Source organism: Amycolatopsis plumensis, assembly GCF_042652605.1.
In the GTDB taxonomy this organism is placed as follows: Bacteria; Actinomycetota; Actinomycetes; order Mycobacteriales; family Pseudonocardiaceae; genus Amycolatopsis; species Amycolatopsis plumensis.
Genome location: NZ_JBHSJY010000001.1, coordinates 7,691,232 through 7,708,416, shown reverse-complemented (window position 1 = coordinate 7,708,416; position 17,185 = coordinate 7,691,232). Strand labels below are relative to the sequence as shown.

The 17,185-nt window shown below is 72.3% G+C and carries 19 protein-coding genes; 14 read left to right on the top strand and 5 right to left on the bottom strand.

The genetic code is table 11. The features are described from left to right. The first annotated feature begins 127 nt into the window (after nucleotides 1–127). The 4 genes from ACFPLC_RS37205 to ACFPLC_RS37190 all read left to right on the top strand — a co-directional run bounded on the left by ACFPLC_RS37205 (nucleotide 128) and on the right by ACFPLC_RS37190 (nucleotide 3,574). Nucleotides 128–1,459: an MFS transporter gene (locus ACFPLC_RS37205; protein ID WP_378198029.1), complete on the top strand. Its 1,332-nt coding sequence runs from the start codon at nucleotides 128–130 to the stop codon at nucleotides 1,457–1,459. A gap of 31 nt (nucleotides 1,460–1,490) precedes the next feature. Next, on the top strand, nucleotides 1,491–2,411 hold the full coding sequence (locus ACFPLC_RS37200; RefSeq protein WP_378236060.1) for a LysR family transcriptional regulator: 921 nt from the start codon (nucleotides 1,491–1,493) through the stop codon (nucleotides 2,409–2,411). A gap of 94 nt (nucleotides 2,412–2,505) precedes the next feature. Continuing rightward, on the top strand, nucleotides 2,506–3,216 hold the full coding sequence (locus ACFPLC_RS37195; protein WP_378198033.1) for an SDR family NAD(P)-dependent oxidoreductase: 711 nt from the start codon (nucleotides 2,506–2,508) through the stop codon (nucleotides 3,214–3,216). Continuing rightward, a complete protein-coding gene (locus ACFPLC_RS37190; protein WP_378198035.1) occupies nucleotides 3,203–3,574 on the top strand; it encodes a YybH family protein in 372 nt (123 codons plus the stop codon). The genes ACFPLC_RS37195 and ACFPLC_RS37190 overlap by 14 nt, the downstream gene beginning before the upstream one ends. Before the next feature lie 40 nt (nucleotides 3,575–3,614). Here the strand turns inward: ACFPLC_RS37190 and ACFPLC_RS37185 are convergent, their stop codons facing one another. Both ACFPLC_RS37185 and ACFPLC_RS37180 read right to left on the bottom strand, forming a co-directional pair. After that, nucleotides 3,615–4,220 carry a TetR/AcrR family transcriptional regulator gene (locus tag ACFPLC_RS37185; protein ID WP_378198037.1) on the bottom strand — a complete coding sequence of 202 codons (606 nt, stop codon included), beginning with the start codon at nucleotides 4,218–4,220 and terminating at the stop codon, nucleotides 3,615–3,617. Nucleotides 4,221–4,661: 441 nt separating this feature from the next. Then, nucleotides 4,662–4,904 (bottom strand): hypothetical protein, encoded by a 243-nt coding sequence (locus ACFPLC_RS37180; RefSeq protein WP_378198039.1) that lies wholly within the window; start codon nucleotides 4,902–4,904, stop codon nucleotides 4,662–4,664. Between the two features lie 162 nt (nucleotides 4,905–5,066). On the opposite strand from ACFPLC_RS37180, the gene ACFPLC_RS37175 reads away from it, so the two are divergent. From ACFPLC_RS37175 to ACFPLC_RS37150, 6 genes are all read left to right on the top strand, one after another. Beyond that, complete coding sequence (locus ACFPLC_RS37175) at nucleotides 5,067–5,495, top strand: YbaB/EbfC family nucleoid-associated protein (protein ID WP_378198041.1); 429 nt, start codon at nucleotides 5,067–5,069, stop codon at nucleotides 5,493–5,495. 27 nt (nucleotides 5,496–5,522) lie between these two features. Continuing rightward, a complete protein-coding gene (locus tag ACFPLC_RS37170; protein WP_378198043.1) occupies nucleotides 5,523–5,852 on the top strand; it encodes a type VII secretion target in 330 nt (109 codons plus the stop codon). Further along, entirely contained in the window at nucleotides 5,849–6,550 is a 702-nt protein-coding gene (locus ACFPLC_RS37165) for a hypothetical protein (RefSeq protein ID WP_378198045.1), read from the top strand. The genes ACFPLC_RS37170 and ACFPLC_RS37165 overlap by 4 nt, the downstream gene beginning before the upstream one ends. 7 nt (nucleotides 6,551–6,557) lie before the next feature. After that, nucleotides 6,558–7,226 carry a CdiA C-terminal domain-containing protein gene (locus ACFPLC_RS37160; RefSeq protein ID WP_378198047.1) on the top strand — a complete coding sequence of 223 codons (669 nt, stop codon included), beginning with the start codon at nucleotides 6,558–6,560 and terminating at the stop codon, nucleotides 7,224–7,226. A 15-nt stretch (nucleotides 7,227–7,241) separates the two neighbouring features. Beyond that, nucleotides 7,242–7,688 carry a SitI3 family protein gene (locus ACFPLC_RS37155; RefSeq protein WP_378198105.1) on the top strand — a complete coding sequence of 149 codons (447 nt, stop codon included), beginning with the start codon at nucleotides 7,242–7,244 and terminating at the stop codon, nucleotides 7,686–7,688. A gap of 240 nt (nucleotides 7,689–7,928) precedes the next feature. Further along, the gene (locus tag ACFPLC_RS37150) at nucleotides 7,929–8,870 is read left to right on the top strand and encodes a hypothetical protein (RefSeq protein WP_378198049.1); all 942 of its coding nucleotides are present in this window, start codon (nucleotides 7,929–7,931) and stop codon (nucleotides 8,868–8,870) included. Between the two features lie 43 nt (nucleotides 8,871–8,913). On the opposite strand, the gene ACFPLC_RS37145 is transcribed toward ACFPLC_RS37150, so the two are convergent. Further along, nucleotides 8,914–9,912 (bottom strand): hypothetical protein, encoded by a 999-nt coding sequence (locus ACFPLC_RS37145; RefSeq protein ID WP_378198051.1) that lies wholly within the window; start codon nucleotides 9,910–9,912, stop codon nucleotides 8,914–8,916. A 212-nt stretch (nucleotides 9,913–10,124) separates the two neighbouring features. Then, nucleotides 10,125–11,513, bottom strand: coding sequence for a KamA family radical SAM protein (locus ACFPLC_RS37140; protein ID WP_378198053.1), 1,389 nt, complete (start codon nucleotides 11,511–11,513; stop codon nucleotides 10,125–10,127). A 119-nt stretch (nucleotides 11,514–11,632) separates the two neighbouring features. Here ACFPLC_RS37140 and ACFPLC_RS37135 point away from each other — a divergent pair, with 119 nt between their 5' ends. The 4 genes from ACFPLC_RS37135 to ACFPLC_RS37120 are packed head-to-tail and all read left to right on the top strand — an operon-like array spanning nucleotide 11,633 to nucleotide 16,474. Continuing rightward, entirely contained in the window at nucleotides 11,633–13,228 is a 1,596-nt protein-coding gene (locus ACFPLC_RS37135) for an amidohydrolase (protein ID WP_378198054.1), read from the top strand. Between the two features lie 11 nt (nucleotides 13,229–13,239). Then, complete coding sequence (gene lnt, locus ACFPLC_RS37130; protein WP_378198056.1) at nucleotides 13,240–14,850, top strand: apolipoprotein N-acyltransferase; 1,611 nt, start codon at nucleotides 13,240–13,242, stop codon at nucleotides 14,848–14,850. 26 nt (nucleotides 14,851–14,876) lie between these two features. Then, entirely contained in the window at nucleotides 14,877–15,644 is a 768-nt protein-coding gene (locus tag ACFPLC_RS37125; RefSeq protein ID WP_191306086.1) for a polyprenol monophosphomannose synthase, read from the top strand. Between the two features lie 26 nt (nucleotides 15,645–15,670). After that, nucleotides 15,671–16,474 (top strand): PIG-L family deacetylase, encoded by an 804-nt coding sequence (locus tag ACFPLC_RS37120; protein ID WP_378198058.1) that lies wholly within the window; start codon nucleotides 15,671–15,673, stop codon nucleotides 16,472–16,474. Here the strand turns inward: ACFPLC_RS37120 and ACFPLC_RS37115 are convergent. Continuing rightward, on the bottom strand, nucleotides 16,407–17,156 hold the full coding sequence (locus ACFPLC_RS37115; RefSeq protein ID WP_378198060.1) for a DeoR/GlpR family DNA-binding transcription regulator: 750 nt from the start codon (nucleotides 17,154–17,156) through the stop codon (nucleotides 16,407–16,409). The genes ACFPLC_RS37120 and ACFPLC_RS37115 overlap by 68 nt on opposite strands. Nucleotides 17,157–17,185: the final 29 nt, after the last annotated feature.

Sequence of the window (17,185 nt, the reverse complement as noted above, 5' to 3'; positions counted from 1 at the left end):
GAAAGCTACATTTCCCGGTGAAACTTTCCCGGCCGCAGCGGCGGGAACAGCACTGGGAGGCCGCACCTCCCAGCTGGAAGGCAACAGGTTGTGGACGCCCGAGCGTGCCCGCGTTTCACTCGAAACCATGATCGCCCCGATCGACCGGCGGGCTCCGGCCCGGCTCGCGCTCACTGCGGTGTGCCTCGGATTCCTGATGATCACCCTCGACGCGACCATCGTGAACCTCGCGCTGCCCGCCATCGGCGCCGAGTTCGCCGAACCGTCGACCGCGGCCCTGCAGTGGGTCGTCGACTCCTACACGGTCGCGCTGGCCGCCTTCCTGCTCACCTGGGGTGCGGCCGGGGACCGGTGGGGTGCGCGGCGCGTCTTCGAGGCCGGGACGGCGGTGTTCGTGCTGGCCTCCCTCGCCTGTGCCGTGGCGGGTTCGCTGCCGTGGCTGGTCGCCGCGCGGGCGGTGCAGGGGCTCGGGGCGGCCGCGTTGCTGCCGTCGTCGCTCGCCCTGATCGTGCACCGGTTCCCCGACGCGGGGGACCGGGCGCGGGCGCTGGGGGTGTGGGGCGGCATGAGCGGAGCCGGGCTCGCCGCCGGGCCGGTGCTGGGCGGCCTCGCCGTCGGCCTGGCCGACTGGCGGCTGGTGTTCGCGGTGAACGTGCCCGTCGGGCTGGTCACCTTGGTGCTGACACGCCGGTGCGTCGCCGAAACCACGCCCCACACCCGCACGCGGCTCGACGTCGCCGGGCAGGTCCTCGGCACGGCCGCGCTGGCGTGCGTCGTCGCCGGGCTCATCGAAGCCGGGCACGCGGGCTGGACCGACCCGGCCGCGCTGGGGCTCCTCGGCGCCGGGGTCGCCGCCGGCCTGGCGTTCGCGGCGGCCGAGCGCACGGTCCTCGCGCCGGTGCTGCCGCTCGGGGTGCTGAAGGTCCGGGACTTCGCCGTCGCGACGGTCATCGGCGGCCTGTTCAACTTCTGCCTCTACGGCACGCTGTTCTGCCTCGCCTTGTTCCTGCAGAGGGTCTGGCGGCTGGACGCGCTCGCCGCCGGGCTGCTGCTCGTGCCGCTCACGCTCGTGGTGGGCGTCAACGCGTTCTTCAGCGGCCGGCTCACGCACCGGTTCGGGGCGCGCGGGCCGATCGTGGCCGGCGGCCTGCTGGCGCTGGCCGGGGCGGCGGGCTTGGCGTTGCTGCCCTCCGGCCCGTCTCCGGTACCGCTGATCGCCTGCTCGGCGGTCTTCGGGTGCTGCTCGCTCGCCATGCCCGCGATGACGTCGGTGGCCATGGCCGCCCTGCCCGGCCAGGCGGGACTCGCCGCGGGGGTGCTCAACGCCGTGCGCCAGACCGGCGGCGCGGTGGGCGTCGCGCTGGTCGGCGGGCTGCTGCCGGCCACCGCGATGGGGGTCGTGGCCGTCGGCTGCGCGGCCATGGTGGTGCTGGCCGGGGTGCTGCGGCGACCGCGGTAGCGTCCTTTGTGGCCGGACCTAGGATGACGGCGTGGAACTGCGTCAGCTGCGCTACTTCGTCATCCTCGCCGAAGAGATGAACTTCGGCCGGGCGGCGGAGCGGCTGCACATCGCCGGGCCGTCGCTGTCGCAGCAGATCAAAGCCCTCGAACGGGACCTCGGGGTGCGCCTGTTCGACCGCGACCGCCGCCAGATGGAGCTGACCGAGGCCGGGCGGTCACTGCTGCCGGGGGCCCGCGAGCTGCTGCACGGGGCCGACGAGCTGCGGCAGCACGCGGGGCGGCTCCGCGGCACCGAAACCGTCCGGCTGGGGTACGTCAACTGGCTGCCCGCCGACCTCGCGGAGCGCACGGCCGGCGTCGCGAGCCTGCAGGTGGACGCCTGGGTGATGCCGTCGCACGCCCAGGCCGGCCGGGTGGCCGACGGCAGCATCGACGTCGCCGTCTGCTGGGTGCAGACGCCCGACCTGGCCGCACAGGGCCTCGACGCCCGCTTCCTCGGCGCCGACCGCCTCTACGCCGTGTCGCCCGGCACCGACACGTCGCCGGTCGCCGCGGCCGACACCGCGGTCCTCGTCGACTCCGACACCGTCAGCTGGGCGTCGTGGAACCTCTACGCCGGCCAGTTCAGCCGGGACACCGGCGCGACCGTCGTGCGGACCGACGACAACGGGATCACCGGGCCGGCGTTCTTCGAGCACGTGCGGCGGGCGGACCGGCCGGTGGTGAACTCCCCGAAAGGGCAGGCCACGCCGCTGCCGGCGGGACTGGTGGCCCGGCCGATCGCCGACCCCGCGCCCTACTGGACCTGGTCGCTGGTCACCCGCCGCGCCGACGACCGCGCCGCCGTGCGGGCGGTCGTCGAGGCCCTGACCGCCGACGTCGACGGGCTGCCCGACGACGGCAGCGTGTGGTTGCCGTCCACCGATCCGTACGCGCGCTCCCATAGGTGATTCCTCCCAGGTGGGAGCTTCCGTCTCGTGGCCGTGGGGTCCGCGGGTGGTTAGCGTCGTAGGTAGACAACCGGTCTACTACTGAGGATGGATCATGAGCAGTGCGCAGAAGGTGGCCGTGGTCACCGGGGCTTCGCAGGGATTCGGCGCGGCGATCGTGGCGGGCTACCGCAAGCAGGGCTGGACGGTCGTGGCCACGGCCCGCTCGGTGCGCGAGGCGAACGACGCCGGAGTCGTGGCGGTACCCGGGGACATCACCGACCCGGCCACGGCCCGGCGGGTCGTGGACACGGCGATCGACCGGTTCGGGCGGGTCGACACCCTGGTCAACAACGCCGGCGTGTTCGACGCGAAGCCGTTCACCGACTTCACCTTCGCCGACTTCACCCGCTTCGTCGAGGTGAACCTGGCCGGCTGGTTCCACCTGACCCAGCAGGTCGTGCCGCCCATGCTCGCCCAGGGCGGCGGGCACATCGTGCAGATCACCACCAGCCTCGTCGAGCACCCGCTCTCGGCGGTGCCCGCGTCCGTGGCGATGCTGACCAAGGGCGGTCTGCAGGCGGTCACCAAGTCCCTGGCCGTCGAGTACGCCGGGCGCGGGATCCGCGTCAACGCCGTCGCGCCGGGCATCCACAAGACGGCCCTCAACCCGCCGGAGACCTACGCCGAGCGCGGCGGGCTGCACCCGGTCGGCCGGATGGGCGAGATCAGCGACGTCGTCAACGGCGTGCTCTACCTGGAGAACGCGCCCTTCGTCACCGGGGAGATCCTCAACGTCAACGGTGGTCAAAGTGCCGGCCACTGAGGAACGGGAGATCGCGACCCGGGTGCTCGACGGCTGGAAGGCGGCCATCGACGAGCACCGCCCGGCCGACGTCGCCGCGTACTTCACCGAGAACGCCCTCTTCCAGGGCGCGCACCCGGCGTACTCGCTGGGGCGCAACGGCGTCGAGGAGTACTACGCGCAACAGCCGATCGGCCTGACCGTCCGCTACGAGATCCGCGAGCTGCGCCCGCTGGCCGACGGCGTGCTGTCGGCGTACGTCGATCCGGACTTCACACGCCCGGACGGCGCCGTGTGGCGGTTCCACCTGACGGTCATCTTCGAGCGCCAGGACGACGGCCGGTGGCTGATCGGCCACTACCACGTCTCGAGGATCTAGGAGCGAAGTGCGGGTGGCCGGCGCCACCCGCACTTTCGCGTCAGGCGGCCTGGGCTTGGGCGCCGACGAGCGCCAGGCAATGGGTCCACAGCGCATCGAGATGACCGGTGTCGTTGTAGAGCTTGGCGAAGAGCACCTGACCCTCCAGCTGCGCGACGACGGCCCGGGCGGTACCGGCCGGGTCCGCGACAAGGGCGTCACCACGCGCCACGGCCTCTTCGATGACCGTGCGCACCATCTCCGCCTGTTCGGTGAAGATGTCCTGCAGGGCCAGCCGGATGGGCTCGGCCTGGTTGCTCAGTTCGAGGCTCAGGTTCCCGAACAGACAGCCCGAAACGGTGCCGCAGCTCGACTGGCCGGACCGCTGGGTGGCGGCGGTCGAGTCGAACAGCGCACGGAGTTTGCGCAGTGGCGCGTCGGGCCCGTCGAGGATCGCCGCCCACGCCCGCCGCTGTTCGGCCCATTCCTCGGCGATCACCGCGAGGGCGAGGGCTTCCTTGGAGTCGAAGAAGTAGTAGAAGCTCCCTTTGGGCGCCCCGGCGGCCTGGCAGATCTCGGCGACGCCCAGCGCGGAGTAGCCCCGCTGCTCCATCAGCCGCCGTCCGGCCGCGAGGATGCGCTCTCTGCCGTCGCTCGTCCTGCCCATGGATCGAGTGTACGACCGGTCGTCTATCAGCGGGCACGACCGCGGCACAGGCGAGTGTGTCGTTCAGGAACAGACCCTTTTGCCGCCGGGAGGCAGGTCACCGTCGTACACCATGCCGTCGATGTTCACCCACCCGGAGATGTAGGCGCAGTGCACCTCGGTGCCGCCGACGTAGATGGCTCCGGCGTACCTGTCGTAGTTGCCACGGACCGGCGTACCCGGGCGGCGCGTCCCGCGGATCGGTCGCGGCCGCGACGCCCGCTCCGCTGACCATGGAGATCGCGGCGATCCCGCACACCGTGGCGGCCCTGAGCCGCGTTGCCGTCCTGCTGAGCCTGGCCATACGTCATCCTTCCGTCCGGGCGAGTGGTTCACGCCCGGAACGGGAGGCGGTTTATCCGAGGGCGACGGCGTCCCCGAACGGGATGAGCGTGAACCGGGTCAGTCGGACCAGCTGACGGTGCCGCGGAAGGCGAAGTTCGAATACGCGCAGCCGATCCACGTGACCAGATAACCTTCGGCCATCTTCTGCTGCGCGAGCTGCCAGCCGACCGTCTCGCACTCCGACTTGGTGGCACCGCTGACGGTCTGCTGGTAGTACCTCGTCGCCGCGTCCGCGGGAGCGGCGAGGGACACGGCGGCGATGCTCATGACAGCCACGGCGGTGGCCAGCTTCTTCACCATGCGGCTAGTGAAGCACCATCGAATCACCGTCGCGTGGGTAATTTTGCCGGATGATTCCGGCTTGCCCCACCCGCGGAACCCGGCAAATCTCGATTGGTGCTGACAGCCGGAATTCCCTTCGCCTAAGGTGGTCGGACGGCGCGCCGAGGGGACGGGGGATCCGTGAGCGAACGTGTTTTCGACCCGGACGCCGCGCGCGAGCGCCTCGCGGCGTGGAAAGGCCGGATCGACAAGCTGGCCGCCGACACCCAGGTCATGAGCGACCGGCTGCAGCAGGTCCGGATCAGTGCCGCCGACCCCGGCGGGCTGGCCGAGGTGACCGTCGACTCCACCGGCACGCTGGTCGGGCTCCGGTTGACCGACCGCATCCAGCGGACCGCGCCGGACGTCGTCGCCCAGGCGGTCCTCTCCCTGGTGCGGCAGGCCCGCGGGCAGGCGGCCCAGCGCTCGCAGGAAGTCATCGCCGAGACGATGGGCGAGGACTCGGCCGCCGGGCGGGCGATCGTCGAGCAGGTCGGGCAGCACCTGCGGGCCGCGCCGGCGGCCGACGACGAAGACTTCGGCGGGCAGTCCTTCCTGCGACGACAGTGACCACCCCTGCGACCCCCGGCGGTGACCATGGCTGACGGCTACACGGTCCAACCCGAGGAACTCCGCAAGCACGCGGCGAACCTCGACGCGCTGCGGGCGCGCTTCGCGGCCGTCAAGTCCGCGAGCACGCACATCACCCAGGACCACCAGGCCTACGGGCTGCTGTGCGGGTGGATCGCCGCGGTGCTGGAGGGCAGGCACCGCGAGCAGGACAGCCTGCTCGACTTCGCCGCGAGCAACCTCGACCTCGCCGCGAAGGGGTTGCGCGACAGCGCCGCGCGTTACGAGGAGACCGACACCGGCGCGTCCGGCACGCTGAAGGCCATCGGCAACGAACTCGGCAAACCTGCGCGATGACCGACGAGTCCCTCATCGCACCCGTCCAGCCGACCCGCGAGGCGTGGACCGGCTCGAGCCTCGCCGACAGCATCGAAGGGCTCGTCGACGCGATCAAGACCGAAGGCTGGGTCGACGACGCGCTCGCCGGCGCCGGCCTCGGCGTCGAGGTCGCCGCGACCGTGCTGGACCCGATCAGCGCGCTGCTGGCCAACGGGCTGGGCTGGGCCATGGAGTACTTCGAACCGCTGCGGCAGATGCTCGACGAGCTGACGGGCAAGCCGGACGTGGTGGCCGCCCACGCCGCCACCTGGACCAGGATGGCCGCCGAGCTGGCGGACGTCTCCGCCGACCTGAAGGCCGCGCTGGCCGCGGACCTGCCGGGCTGGACCGGCGGTGCGGCCGACGGCTACCGGCGCCTGATGGCCAGCAACGTCGAAGCCATCGGCGGGCTCGGTGCCACCGCGGCGGCGATGGCGGCGGCCACCGAGGGCGCGGGCGGGCTCGTGGAGATGACCCGCGAGATCGTGCGCGACCTCATCGCCGACCTCGTGGCCCGGGTCATCGTGTGGGCGGTCGAGGCGATCTTCGTGATCACCATCCCGGTCGTCGCCTCACAGATCGCCGCCGCGGTGGTGAAGTGGGCCGGGCGCATCCTCACCTACACCACGTCCCTGATCACCAGCCTCCAGAACCTCGCCAAGCTCCTCGACGGGTAGGGCGGTCATGACGGGCAAACCCAGAACCCCCTCCGGCAAACCCGGCGACGGCAAGCCGGGCCACGGCAAGCCCGGGGACGGCGACGGCAAACCGGCCGACGGGAAGCCGCCGCTGCGGTCCGGCGACGTCGACGCGAGCGCGGGCGTCGGCCCCGCGCACGAGGTCATCCGGGGAAAACTGGAAGAAGGCCAGGCCGGCGGCGGAGGCAAACCGGGCGATCCGCCCACCCCGCCCCCGTCGACGGCGCACACGCAGCCCTCGGGACAGCCCGACCCGAACGCCCGGCCCGGCGGAACCCCGAGCGACACCTCCTCCGGGAGCGCGGAGAACCGGGACAACCTCCGGATCGAGAACGACTCGGCGACCGCCCTCGCGCGGGCCGGCTACCGCATCGACCAGAACCCGCCGGAAGTGGGGGTGAACGGCCGCAGCAACCCCGACTACAAGATGGAGGGGAAGCTGTGGGACAACTACGCGCCGAGGGACAACCGGGAGACCATCCGGCGGGAACTGCGCAAGAAGGTCAAGGAACAGACCCCGTACATCGTCATCAACATGGAGAGGAGCACCATGTCCGTAGCGGACATGAAAGCGCTCCTCCCCACGGTGAAGGGGCTCACCGAGGTCAAGATCATCGACAAGAACGGCACCATCATCGATGCTTTCCCCCAGTAGCGGCAGGGCGTGACCATGTCCATCACCTACGAACTCGACCTCGGCGCGGCGACCACGCCGAAGGCGGTGCTGGCCGTCCTCGTCGACGCCGTCCCCGGTGCCGTCACCGAGCACGACGCCGCGGGAGCCTCGCTGCGCGGCGGCGGGTGGTTCAGCGTCGACGCCGCCGAGTACGACCCGCCCGACCCGGTGGAGAGCCAGTTCGGGTTCGCGCCGACGGTCGAGGTCGTCTTCGGCCTCAGCAAAACCGGCGACTTCGACAGCCAGGAAACCGACGTGCTGCGGCTGGTCCTCGCCGTGCTGGCCCGCATCCCGGGCGACGCGCTCTTCCACTCCCAGTACTCCGAGGTGTGGCTGCACCGCCTCGCCGGCCGGCTGACGGTCAACGACACCCTGTGGGGCCCCCAGCGGCTCGCCCTCCTCCCGCAGCCCTACGAACGGCGGCCGATGGCGTTCCGCTGAGCACCTCCGCGACGTCTGTTCCCCCTATTCCGCGGAATTGCACCTCCGACCGAAGTTCCGATTCCCCCGCCGGATACGCTGCCGCGGCCGAGCACACGAACCGATGGGGGACAAGGCATGGACAGCATTTCCGGTACGGACAGAGTTCGTGTCCACGAGCCCGTTCCGAATGTGCCGTCGGGTGCCGATCCGTTGTTTGCCGGGTTTGTCCAGAAATTGACCGGACTGACCATTGTCCGCATGGGGCTCAGCGGCGCCTTTGTCCTGTTGGGCGTGCTGCTGATGCTCACCGGCGGGTGGGAGAGCACGCTGCCCTACTTCTACTTCGGCATCTTCGGCGGTCTGCTGGCGGTATGGACCTACGTCCTGGTCCTCTACCGGCGCGTTCGAAGTCATTTCGAAGAGCCGTACCACCGGCTCGACATCGCGGCGGACGGGTTGTTCACCAAGGGTTCGCGGGTCTCGGTGCGGCTGCCCGACGGACGCTGGCTGCGGACCCGCCTCACCGACGGCCCCCGCGTCCAACTGGCCGGCCAACGACGGCTGTGGGTGCTCGGCACGGGCCGGCGGGTGTTCGTCCGCGTGCCGGGTGCGATGTGGGTGCGGACCGCGCGGATCGAGGACGCGCCCGTGGCCGGAGCGGTGCCTGCCGAGCTCGTCTCGCGCCACCCGACGCCGCCGTCGCACGATCCGGTGATCGCCGCGCACCGGGCGTTCCAGGCCCGGCGGTCGGCCGTCGCCGGGGTGACGTTCGTGGCGCTGGGCGCGGCGGGGATCGCGCTCGCCTCGTCGGTGGCCGATCCCGGACCCGGCGGCCTCGCGGACGCGGCCGCGGTGGGCGGCATCGGCGGCGGCAGCGCGGTTTTCGTGCTGCTGGGAGCGTTGACGGCCGTCGGCAGCCTGCGGATCCGCCGCCCGATCACCGACAGCGGCTGGGTGGAACTGCGCGTCGCGCTCGACACGCCGTTCGTCCCCCGGGCGCGTACCGCGGTCCGGCTGACGGGCTGGGCGCTGTACCCGGACGGGCGCCAGACGCGGTTCCGGCTCACCGCGGACATCTCGCTGGCCGCGAACGTCGCGATGACCGGGCAGCTGTGGTTGCTGGGCTCCCCGCAGCCGGGCAAACCGGTCAAAGCCGGTCTGCCCGGCTACCCCTGCCTGGGCAGCTTCCGTCCCGCGTGACGTGGGGCCTTGCGCAGGCGCACCAGCCGCTGCCCCTCGCCGGTCAGTCGCAGGTCCAGCGCAGCGCGGCGTGATCGCCGCTGGTGTTGCCGAAGATCACGCCGTCGTCTCCGACGACGTACACGTCCGCGTCACCGCCGTCCGGGAACGGCAGGAGGCCGAGCAGCTTGGTGTCCTGCCAGACCGCGGACGGTCCGACCAGGTTGGTGAGGCTGCCCGCGATCAGTCCGTGCTTGTTGGTCGCTTCCGCCGTCCCGCCCTGTTCGAGCGGGCGCGGGTCGGCCGGGCCGTGCCACGCCAAGGCGCGCGACGCGGGCCACGAGTCGATCGCCGTGCCGACCACCACGCCGTTGCGGATCTGCCGGATCAGCACCGGACGGTCTTCACCGGTCAGCGGGGTGACCACGCCGGCCCGCCAGAGCCCGCCGAGCTTGTTGTCCGGGGCGCCCAGCAGCACGGTGCCGTCGTCGTCGAGGTCCATGCCGTACCGGCCCGGGACGTCGATGACCCGTGGTCCCGCGGCCAGGACCGACCAGAGGACGCTCACCCGGTGGCCGTCCGAGAGCGACGTGGCGGACGTGAGCACATCCCCGCGGTCGTTGAGCGCGGTGGCCGATTCGAGCCGGTATCCGGGCGGGTCGGGCAGGCGGGTCAGCGTGCCGGGCCCGCGGTGGCCGCCGCTGAACAGGTAGACGCCCTGGCCCGTCGCCGGAAGACCACCGTCCAGCAGCACGGTCCCGGCGGAGTTCTCGTCGGCGACGTGCGGGTAGACGAACGGCGCGAGCGCGCCCGGGATGCGGGGCGCGCCGTCGGTCCAGAGGACGACCTTGCCCATGTCGACGCCGCGGTCGAGGACGTACCCGGAGTAGTTGCCGTGGCTGTCGGTCCCCGTGATGGTGACGTCGGTGTCGAAGTAGCCGTCGGGCGCCACGATCTTGTGCGCCGTCCAGGTGCAGGCCTCGCCCGCGGCGGCAGACGGCGCCGTGACGGCGGCGCCCAGGGCGAGTACCGCGAAGGTGAGCGCGGCAGCACGTCGGAACATACGGAATTCCCCCTCGGAATCGGTCGATGCCGACTCCACGCCGCACCACGGCCGTGGGTTGAGCTGCCTCACCCGTCCGGCCCAGCTAACACCCCCGACGCGGGTCACTGGCGAGCCCGCGTCGCGGTCAGAACCGTCGGAGACCCGAGGGGGCGCGTGCAGCCCGGATCGGGCCCCCCTCGGGTCTCGTCTCGGACGGTGATGCACCAGCGTCAGCGGGAGCGGTTCGCCCACCAGGTCTGCCCGGCCTCCGGCAGCGTCGAGATCGGGTCGTAGTACGGGTACCGCCGCTGCAGCGCCTCCGGGTCCTCCAGCTCGATCCCCGTCCGGTAGTTCTTCGTCCAGTACGAGATCCCCAGCTCGCGGTCGTACTCGGCCAGCTGGTGCACCCACCGCTTCCCGACGTAAGGCACGTCGCACACGATCCGCGGGGTCGCGTACCCCGGCAGGTACCCCATGATCGCGTGCTGCAGCTCCTGCGCCTCCCACACCGACACCCGCCAGTGCTCCGCGTTCGGGATCATGTCGCACATGTAGAAGTAATACGGCAGGATGTTCGCTTCCCCTTGCAGCGCAAAGCAAAGGTCCAGCAAAGCGGCGGGCGTCGCGTTCACCCCGCGCATCAGCACGCCCTGGTTGCGCACGTCCCGGACACCGACGTTCAACGCCGTCTGGGCCGCCTCCGCCACCAAGGGCGTCACCGACTGGGCGTGGTTGACGTGGGTGTGGATCGCCAGGTTGACCCCGCGGCGCTGGGCCGTCACCGCGACACGCTCGAGCCCCTCGACGACCTTCGGCTGGATCCAGTGCTGGGGGAGCGCCGCGAGGGCCTTGGTCGCCAGGCGGATGTCGCGGACCGTGTCGATGTCCATCAGGCGCATCAGGAACGACTCCAGCTGCGGCCACGGGACGTTGGCCACGTCGCCGCCCGAGACCACCACGTCGCGGACGCCCGGGGTCTTCTTCAGGTACGCGATCATCGCGTCCTGGCGGTCGACCGGCTTGAGGGTCAGCTTGTGCTTCTCGACCGTCTCGGTCGAATTGCCGACCAGGTCCATGCGGGTGCAGTGACCGCAGTACTGGGGGCAGGTCGAGATCATCTCGGCCAGCACCTTCGTCGGGTAGCGGTGGGTCAAGCCCTCCACCACCCACATCTCGGCCTCGTGCAGCGAGTCGCGCTCCGAATGCGGGTGGCTCGGCCAGGCCGGGTCGCGGTCGCTGCGCACCGGGAGCATGTAGCGGCGGATCGGGTCGGCGTAGAACGCCTCGGTCACCTTCGCCGGGTCGGTGCCCGCGGTCGGGGCCATCGTGTTGAGCATCTGCGGGGGCAGCAGCATCGACATCGTCGCCATCTCGCGCTGGTCGGCGAGCAGGTCGTCGTAGAAGCGTTCCTCCAGCAGGTCGCCCATGAGCGCGCGCAGCTGCTTGACGTTGCGGACGCAGTGCACCCGCTGCCACTGCGCGTCACGCCACTCGGCCTCGGTCACGTCGTGCCAGCCCGGGAAGCGGCGCCAGTCGGGTTCCACCAGCTCGGCGCGGGCGTACTCGTAGGGCTGGTCGAAGGCGGCGGCAGGCGTCACAGGTTCCTGGGTCGCAGTCACTTGTACTCCTAGTCGTCGGGAACGCGTTAAAATATCCTGTCATATCGTCCGTGCGGAGTAAATCTTCCTGCCTGCTGGGTCGTCGTCCCCCACGTGGACGCAGGGGGCAGACTCAGGGGGTGACGGACGAACACACGACGCTCCTGCTCGGCGGGCGCATCTACACCCCCGCCGGCCCCGACACCACGGCGATGGCGATCACCGGCGGCACCGTGGTCTGGGTCGGGCAGGACGCCCCGGCCCGCGCCCTGCATCCGGACGCCGAGATCGTCGACCTCCAAGGCGCCTTCGTCGCCCCCGCGTTCGTCGACGCGCACGTCCACGCCACCGCCACCGGCCTGCACCTGACCGGCCTCGACCTCACCGGCGTCCGCAGCCGCGCCGACCTGCTGGCCCGCGTGCGCGAAACCGCCGGCAACGGCCAGGTCCTGCTCGCCCACGGCTGGGACGAGACCACCTGGACCGACCCGCGCCTGCCCAGCCGCGCCGAGCTCGACGCCGCCGCCGGGGGCGCGCCGGTCTACCTCAGCCGGGTCGACGTCCACTCCGCGCTGGTCTCCACCGCGCTGGTCGAGCTGGCCCCCGCCGCCCGCGACGCCGACGGCTGGTCGCCCGACGGCCCGCTGACCCGCGCCGCCCACCACGCCGTGCGCGCGGCCGTCCGCGCCGCCATCACCCCGGAGCAGCGCGAGCGGGCCCAGCGGGCGTTCCTGGCCGAGGCGGCGCAGCAGGGCATCGTGAGCGTCCACGAATGCGCCGGCCCCGACATCTCCGGCCGCGCCGACTTCGCCGCCCTCCTCGCCCTCGCCGGACCGGGCACGCCCGAGGTCGTCGGGTACTGGGGCGAGCTCGGCGCCGTCGAAACCGCCCGCGACCTCGGCGCCCGCGGCCTGGCCGGCGACCTGTTCGTCGACGGCGCCCTCGGCTCCCACACCGCCGCGCTGACCCACCCCTACGCCGACCACCCCGGCGACGGCACCCGCTACCTCGACGCGCACCGCATCGCCGAGCACCTCGCCGCCTGCACCGAAGCCGGGCTGCAGGCCGGCTTCCACGTCATCGGCGACGCCGCCGTCGCCGAAGTCGTCGAAGGCTTCCGGCTGGCCGAAAAAGAAGTCGGCCAGCGTGCACTGGCCGCCCGCCACCACCGGCTCGAGCACCTGGAGATGGTCACCGCCGAGCAGGCCAAGCACCTGGCCGGCTGGGGCGTGACCGCCTCGATGCAGCCCCTGTTCGACGCCCTGTGGGGTGGTCCGGAAGGCATGTACGCCGAACGCCTCGGCGCGGACCGCGCGGCCGGGCTCAACCCCTTCTCGACCCTGGCCGCCGAAGGCGTCCTGCTCGCCTTCGGCTCCGACGCGCCGGTCACGCCGCTCGACCCGTGGGCGAGCGTCCGCGCCGCGGCCTACCACCGGACGCCGGGCGCGGGCCTGTCGCCGCGGGCGGCCTTCACCGCCCACACCCGCGCCGGGCACCGCGCGGCCGGCGTCAACGACGGCGTCACCGGCAGCCTCGTCCCGGGCGCCCCCGCGCACTACGCGATCTGGGACGCCGCCGACCTCGTCGTGGCCACCCAGGACAGCCGCGTGCAGCGCTGGTCCACCGATCCCCGCGCCGGTGTGCCGCCGCTGCCCCGGCTCGAACCGGACGCCACCCTCCCGCGGTGCCTGCGCACGGTCCGCGCGGGTGAAGTCCTCCACGACGCGCTGACCTAGAGTTGGCACCCGTGGCAGTCACCGTGGCGGATCCCGAACCGGGCGCCCAGCACCAGCCCGCGCGCACCCGGCGGTTCCCCCGCGCGTGGCTCCTGCGGCTGGTCGCCGCCCTGGCGTCCGGATTCGCCTATTACCTGAGCTTCGCGCCGCGCCCGCTGTGGTGGCTCGCCCCGCTGGCCTTCGCCGGGCTGGCCCTCGTGCTGCGCGGACGCCGGTTCCGGGCCGGCTTCGGCTACGGGTTCGCCTTCGGGTTCGTCTTCTTCCTGCCGCTGCTGACCTGGCTGCTGGACTTCCTCGGCCCGGACTTCGGCCCCTGGCCGTGGCTGGGCCTGTCCTTCGCCCTCGCGCTTTACCACGGCCTGGCGAGCGGCCTGATCACGCTGGTGTCCCGGCTGCCCGCGGGCCCGCTGTGGGGCGCGCTGGTGTTCATCGCCCTGGAGACGCCGCGCGCGTGGTTCCCCTTCGGCGGCTTCCCCTGGGGCCGCGTCGCCTTCAGCCAGCCCGAAGGCGCGTTCCTGCCACTGGCCTCGGTCGGCGGCGCCCCGCTGGTCGGCTTGGCCGTCGTCCTCACCGGTTTCTGCCTGGCCGGTCTCGCCGCCCGGCTGTGGGAGGTGCGCAAGCTCACCCGGCCGGCGGTCCTCACCGCACTGGCCGCGCTGCTGCCCGTCGTCGCCGGCCTGGCGCTGTGGCCGACCATCGGGACCGGTGCGCAGGACGGCGAACGCACGGTCGCGACCGTGCAGGGCAACGCCCCGGACATCGGGCTGGCCCTGCAGGGGGAGCGGACCGTGCTGCGCGACAACACCATCGCCGAAAGCCAACGGCTGCTCGCGGCCATCCGGGCCGGGAAGGTGCCCAAGCCGGACCTGCTGGTGTGGCCGGAGAGCGCCACCACCGTCACCGGCCCGGACCTGCAGGTCGACCAGCTCGTCGCGAACTTCGGCGTCCCGGCGCTCATCGGCGCGATCTACCGGCTGCCGGACGGGCACCTGCAGAACTCCGTCATCGCCTGGGACCCCCGCACCGGGCCCGGCGCGCGCTACGCCAAGCAGCAGCTGGTGCCCTTCGGCGAGTACGTCCCCGCCCGCAAGGTCGCCGAGCTCGTCACGCCGTTCCTCGACAACGAAACCGTGGACATGGTCCCCGGCGACGGCGCGAACCAGACCATGACCGCCGCGGGCACGAAAGTCGGCGTGTTCATCTGCTACGAAGCGGCGTTCGACTACCCCGCCCGCGACGCCGTGGGCGACGGCGCCGAACTGCTGGTGGTGCCGACCAACAACGCGTGGTACGGCGAGAGCGAGATGAGCGTGCAGCAGCTGGCCATGTCGCGGCTGCGGGCGGTCGAGCACAGCCGGGCCGTCGTGGTCTCGGCGGTCTCCGGGGTGAGCGCGGTCGTCGCCCCGGACGGGACGGTGACCAGCTCAACGGGCCTTTTCACGGCGGATTCCCTGGTCGGGCGCGTCCCGCTGCGGACGCAGACTACGCTGTCGGATCGACTAGGTGCGTGGACGGAGTACGGGCTGCTGGCTCTGGCGATCGCCGGGGTGGCCGGCGGGCTCGTACTCCGTTTTCGCACCCGGCGCAGCAGCGCCGGCACGGCAGGGGAAGCGGCGGACTGACCGCCGCGGATATCGGAGGAGCACGGATGTCGCAGGCGCCGCGGGGGGCCCGGGAAATCGAGCCGGTGCTGGTGGTGATCCCGACCTACAACGAGCGGGAGAACCTCGGCCCGATCCTGGATCGCCTGCACAAGGCACTCCCGGACGTGCACGTGCTCGTGGTCGACGACGGCAGCCCGGACGGCACCGGCGAGCTCGCCGACGAGCGCGCGGCCGCCAACGACCACGTCCACGTGCTGCACCGCACCGAGAAGGCCGGCCTCGGCGCCGCCTACATCGCCGGGTTCCGCTGGGGCCTGGCCCGGGAGTACAACACGATCGTCGAGATGGACGCCGACGGCTCGCACGCCCCCGAGGACCTGCCCCGCCTGCTGGACGCGGTCGGCGACGCCGACCTGGCGATCGGCTCGCGGTACGTGCCGGGCGGCAGCGTCGTGAACTGGCCGGTGAACCGCCAGATCCTCTCCCGCGGCGCCAACGTCTACTCGCAGCTCGCGCTGGGCATGCGGACCCGCGACATCACCGCCGGCTTCCGCGCCTACCGCCGCCGCGTGCTGGAGAAGCTGGCCCTGGACGAGGTCAACTCGCACGGCTACTGCTTCCAGATCGACCTGACGATCCGCACGGCCGACGCCGGGTTCGAGATCGTCGAGGTCCCGATCACCTTCACCGAGCGCGAGATCGGCGAGTCGAAGATGAGCGGCTCGATCATCCGCGAGGCGTTCCTGCGGGTGGCCAAGTGGGGCGCGGAGCGCCGCTGGCACCAGCTGCGCAAGCTCGTCAAGCGCGCCTGAGCCGTTTTCGGCCGTTCTGGGCCATCATGGGCCCGGTGACGACCATCGTGGCCCTCCACGCCCACGCCGACGACCCCGTCCTGCTCAGCGGCGGCACGCTCGCCCGTGCCGCCGCCGACGGGCACCGGGTGGTGGTCGTCGTGGCCACCGACGGCATGGCCGCCGAGCACCCCACCCCACGCTGGGCCGAGCTGGAGGCGGCCGCGGCCATCCTCGGCGTGCACCGGGTCGTGCACCTGGGCTACGCCGACAGCGGTCACGGCCCGCAGCTGTACGCGGACCCGCCAGGCAGGCAGCGCTTCGCCCGCGCGGACACCGAGGAAGCCGCGCACCGGCTCGCGGCCGTCCTGCACGAGGAACGCGCGGACCTGCTGCTGGGCTACGACGGCAACGGCGGCTACGGGCACCCCGACCACGTCAAGGTGCACCAGGTAGCCCGCCGGGCGGCCCGGCTGACCGGAACGCGGCTGCTGGAAGCCACCCTGCCGCGCGACTTCGCGCAGCGGTTCGTGCGAGTGGTCCGGGCGCTGCGGATCCCGTTCGACTACGACGCCGAAGCGCTCGGCCACACCTACAGCCCGGCCTCGGCCATCACCCACCGGTTCGACGTGCGGCGCTTCGCCGCGCGCAAGCAGGCGGCGCTGGCCGCGCACGTGTCGGACGTGCGCGGCACCGGGCGGCTCTCGGCGGTGCTGCGGGTGCTCGTGTGGCTGCCGGCACCGCTGTTCGGGCTGGTCGCCGGCCGCGAGTGGTACGCCGAAGTCACGCCGGCAGGATCGCCACACCCCGCTCTGCAAGTTCCTGCACGTTCTGGTCGTCGGCGTCGGTGACGATCCCGGCGACGTCGCCGAAAGGCAGCACGGTGAACCGTGACGCCGCGCCGAGCTTTTCGGCGCTGGCCAGCACGTAGGTGTCGGCCGCGCGTCGGGCCAGGGTGCGTTTCATCGCGGCTTCGTCGGCGTCGCCGGTGGTCAGGCCGGCTTCGGGGTGGACGCCGGTGACGCCGAGCAGGAAGACGTCGGCGCTGATCGACTGCGCGGCCTCGGCCGCGGCGGCCCCGCAGGTGACCGCCGAGTGCCGGAACAGCCGTCCGCCCAGCAGGAACACCTCGACACCGTGGTGGTCGAGGAGGGCGACCGCGACGGTCGGGCTGTGGGTGACGACGGTGGCCTCGAGGTCTTCCGGGAGGGCTTTCGCGACGGCGAGGGTGGTGGTGCCGCCGTCGAGGATGACGGTCGAGCCGGGCCGGACCAGCGCGGCCGCCGCCTTGGCGACCCGGTCCTTGCCGTCCTTGGCGATGGCGGTCCGGCTCGCGTAGTCGGCGACGGCGGGGGAGACGGGCAGCGCGCCGCCGTAGACGCGCTGGCAGAGCCCGGCCGCGGCGAGGTCGCGCAGGTCCCGGCGGATGCTGTCCTCGGAAACGCCGAGCTCGGCGGCGACGTCCTTGGCCAGCACCTTGCCCTCGGCGGCGAGCCGGGCGAGCAGCAGTTCACGACGTTCGCCGACCAGCATGCACGGTCCTCCTTGTTCTTTCCGAATCA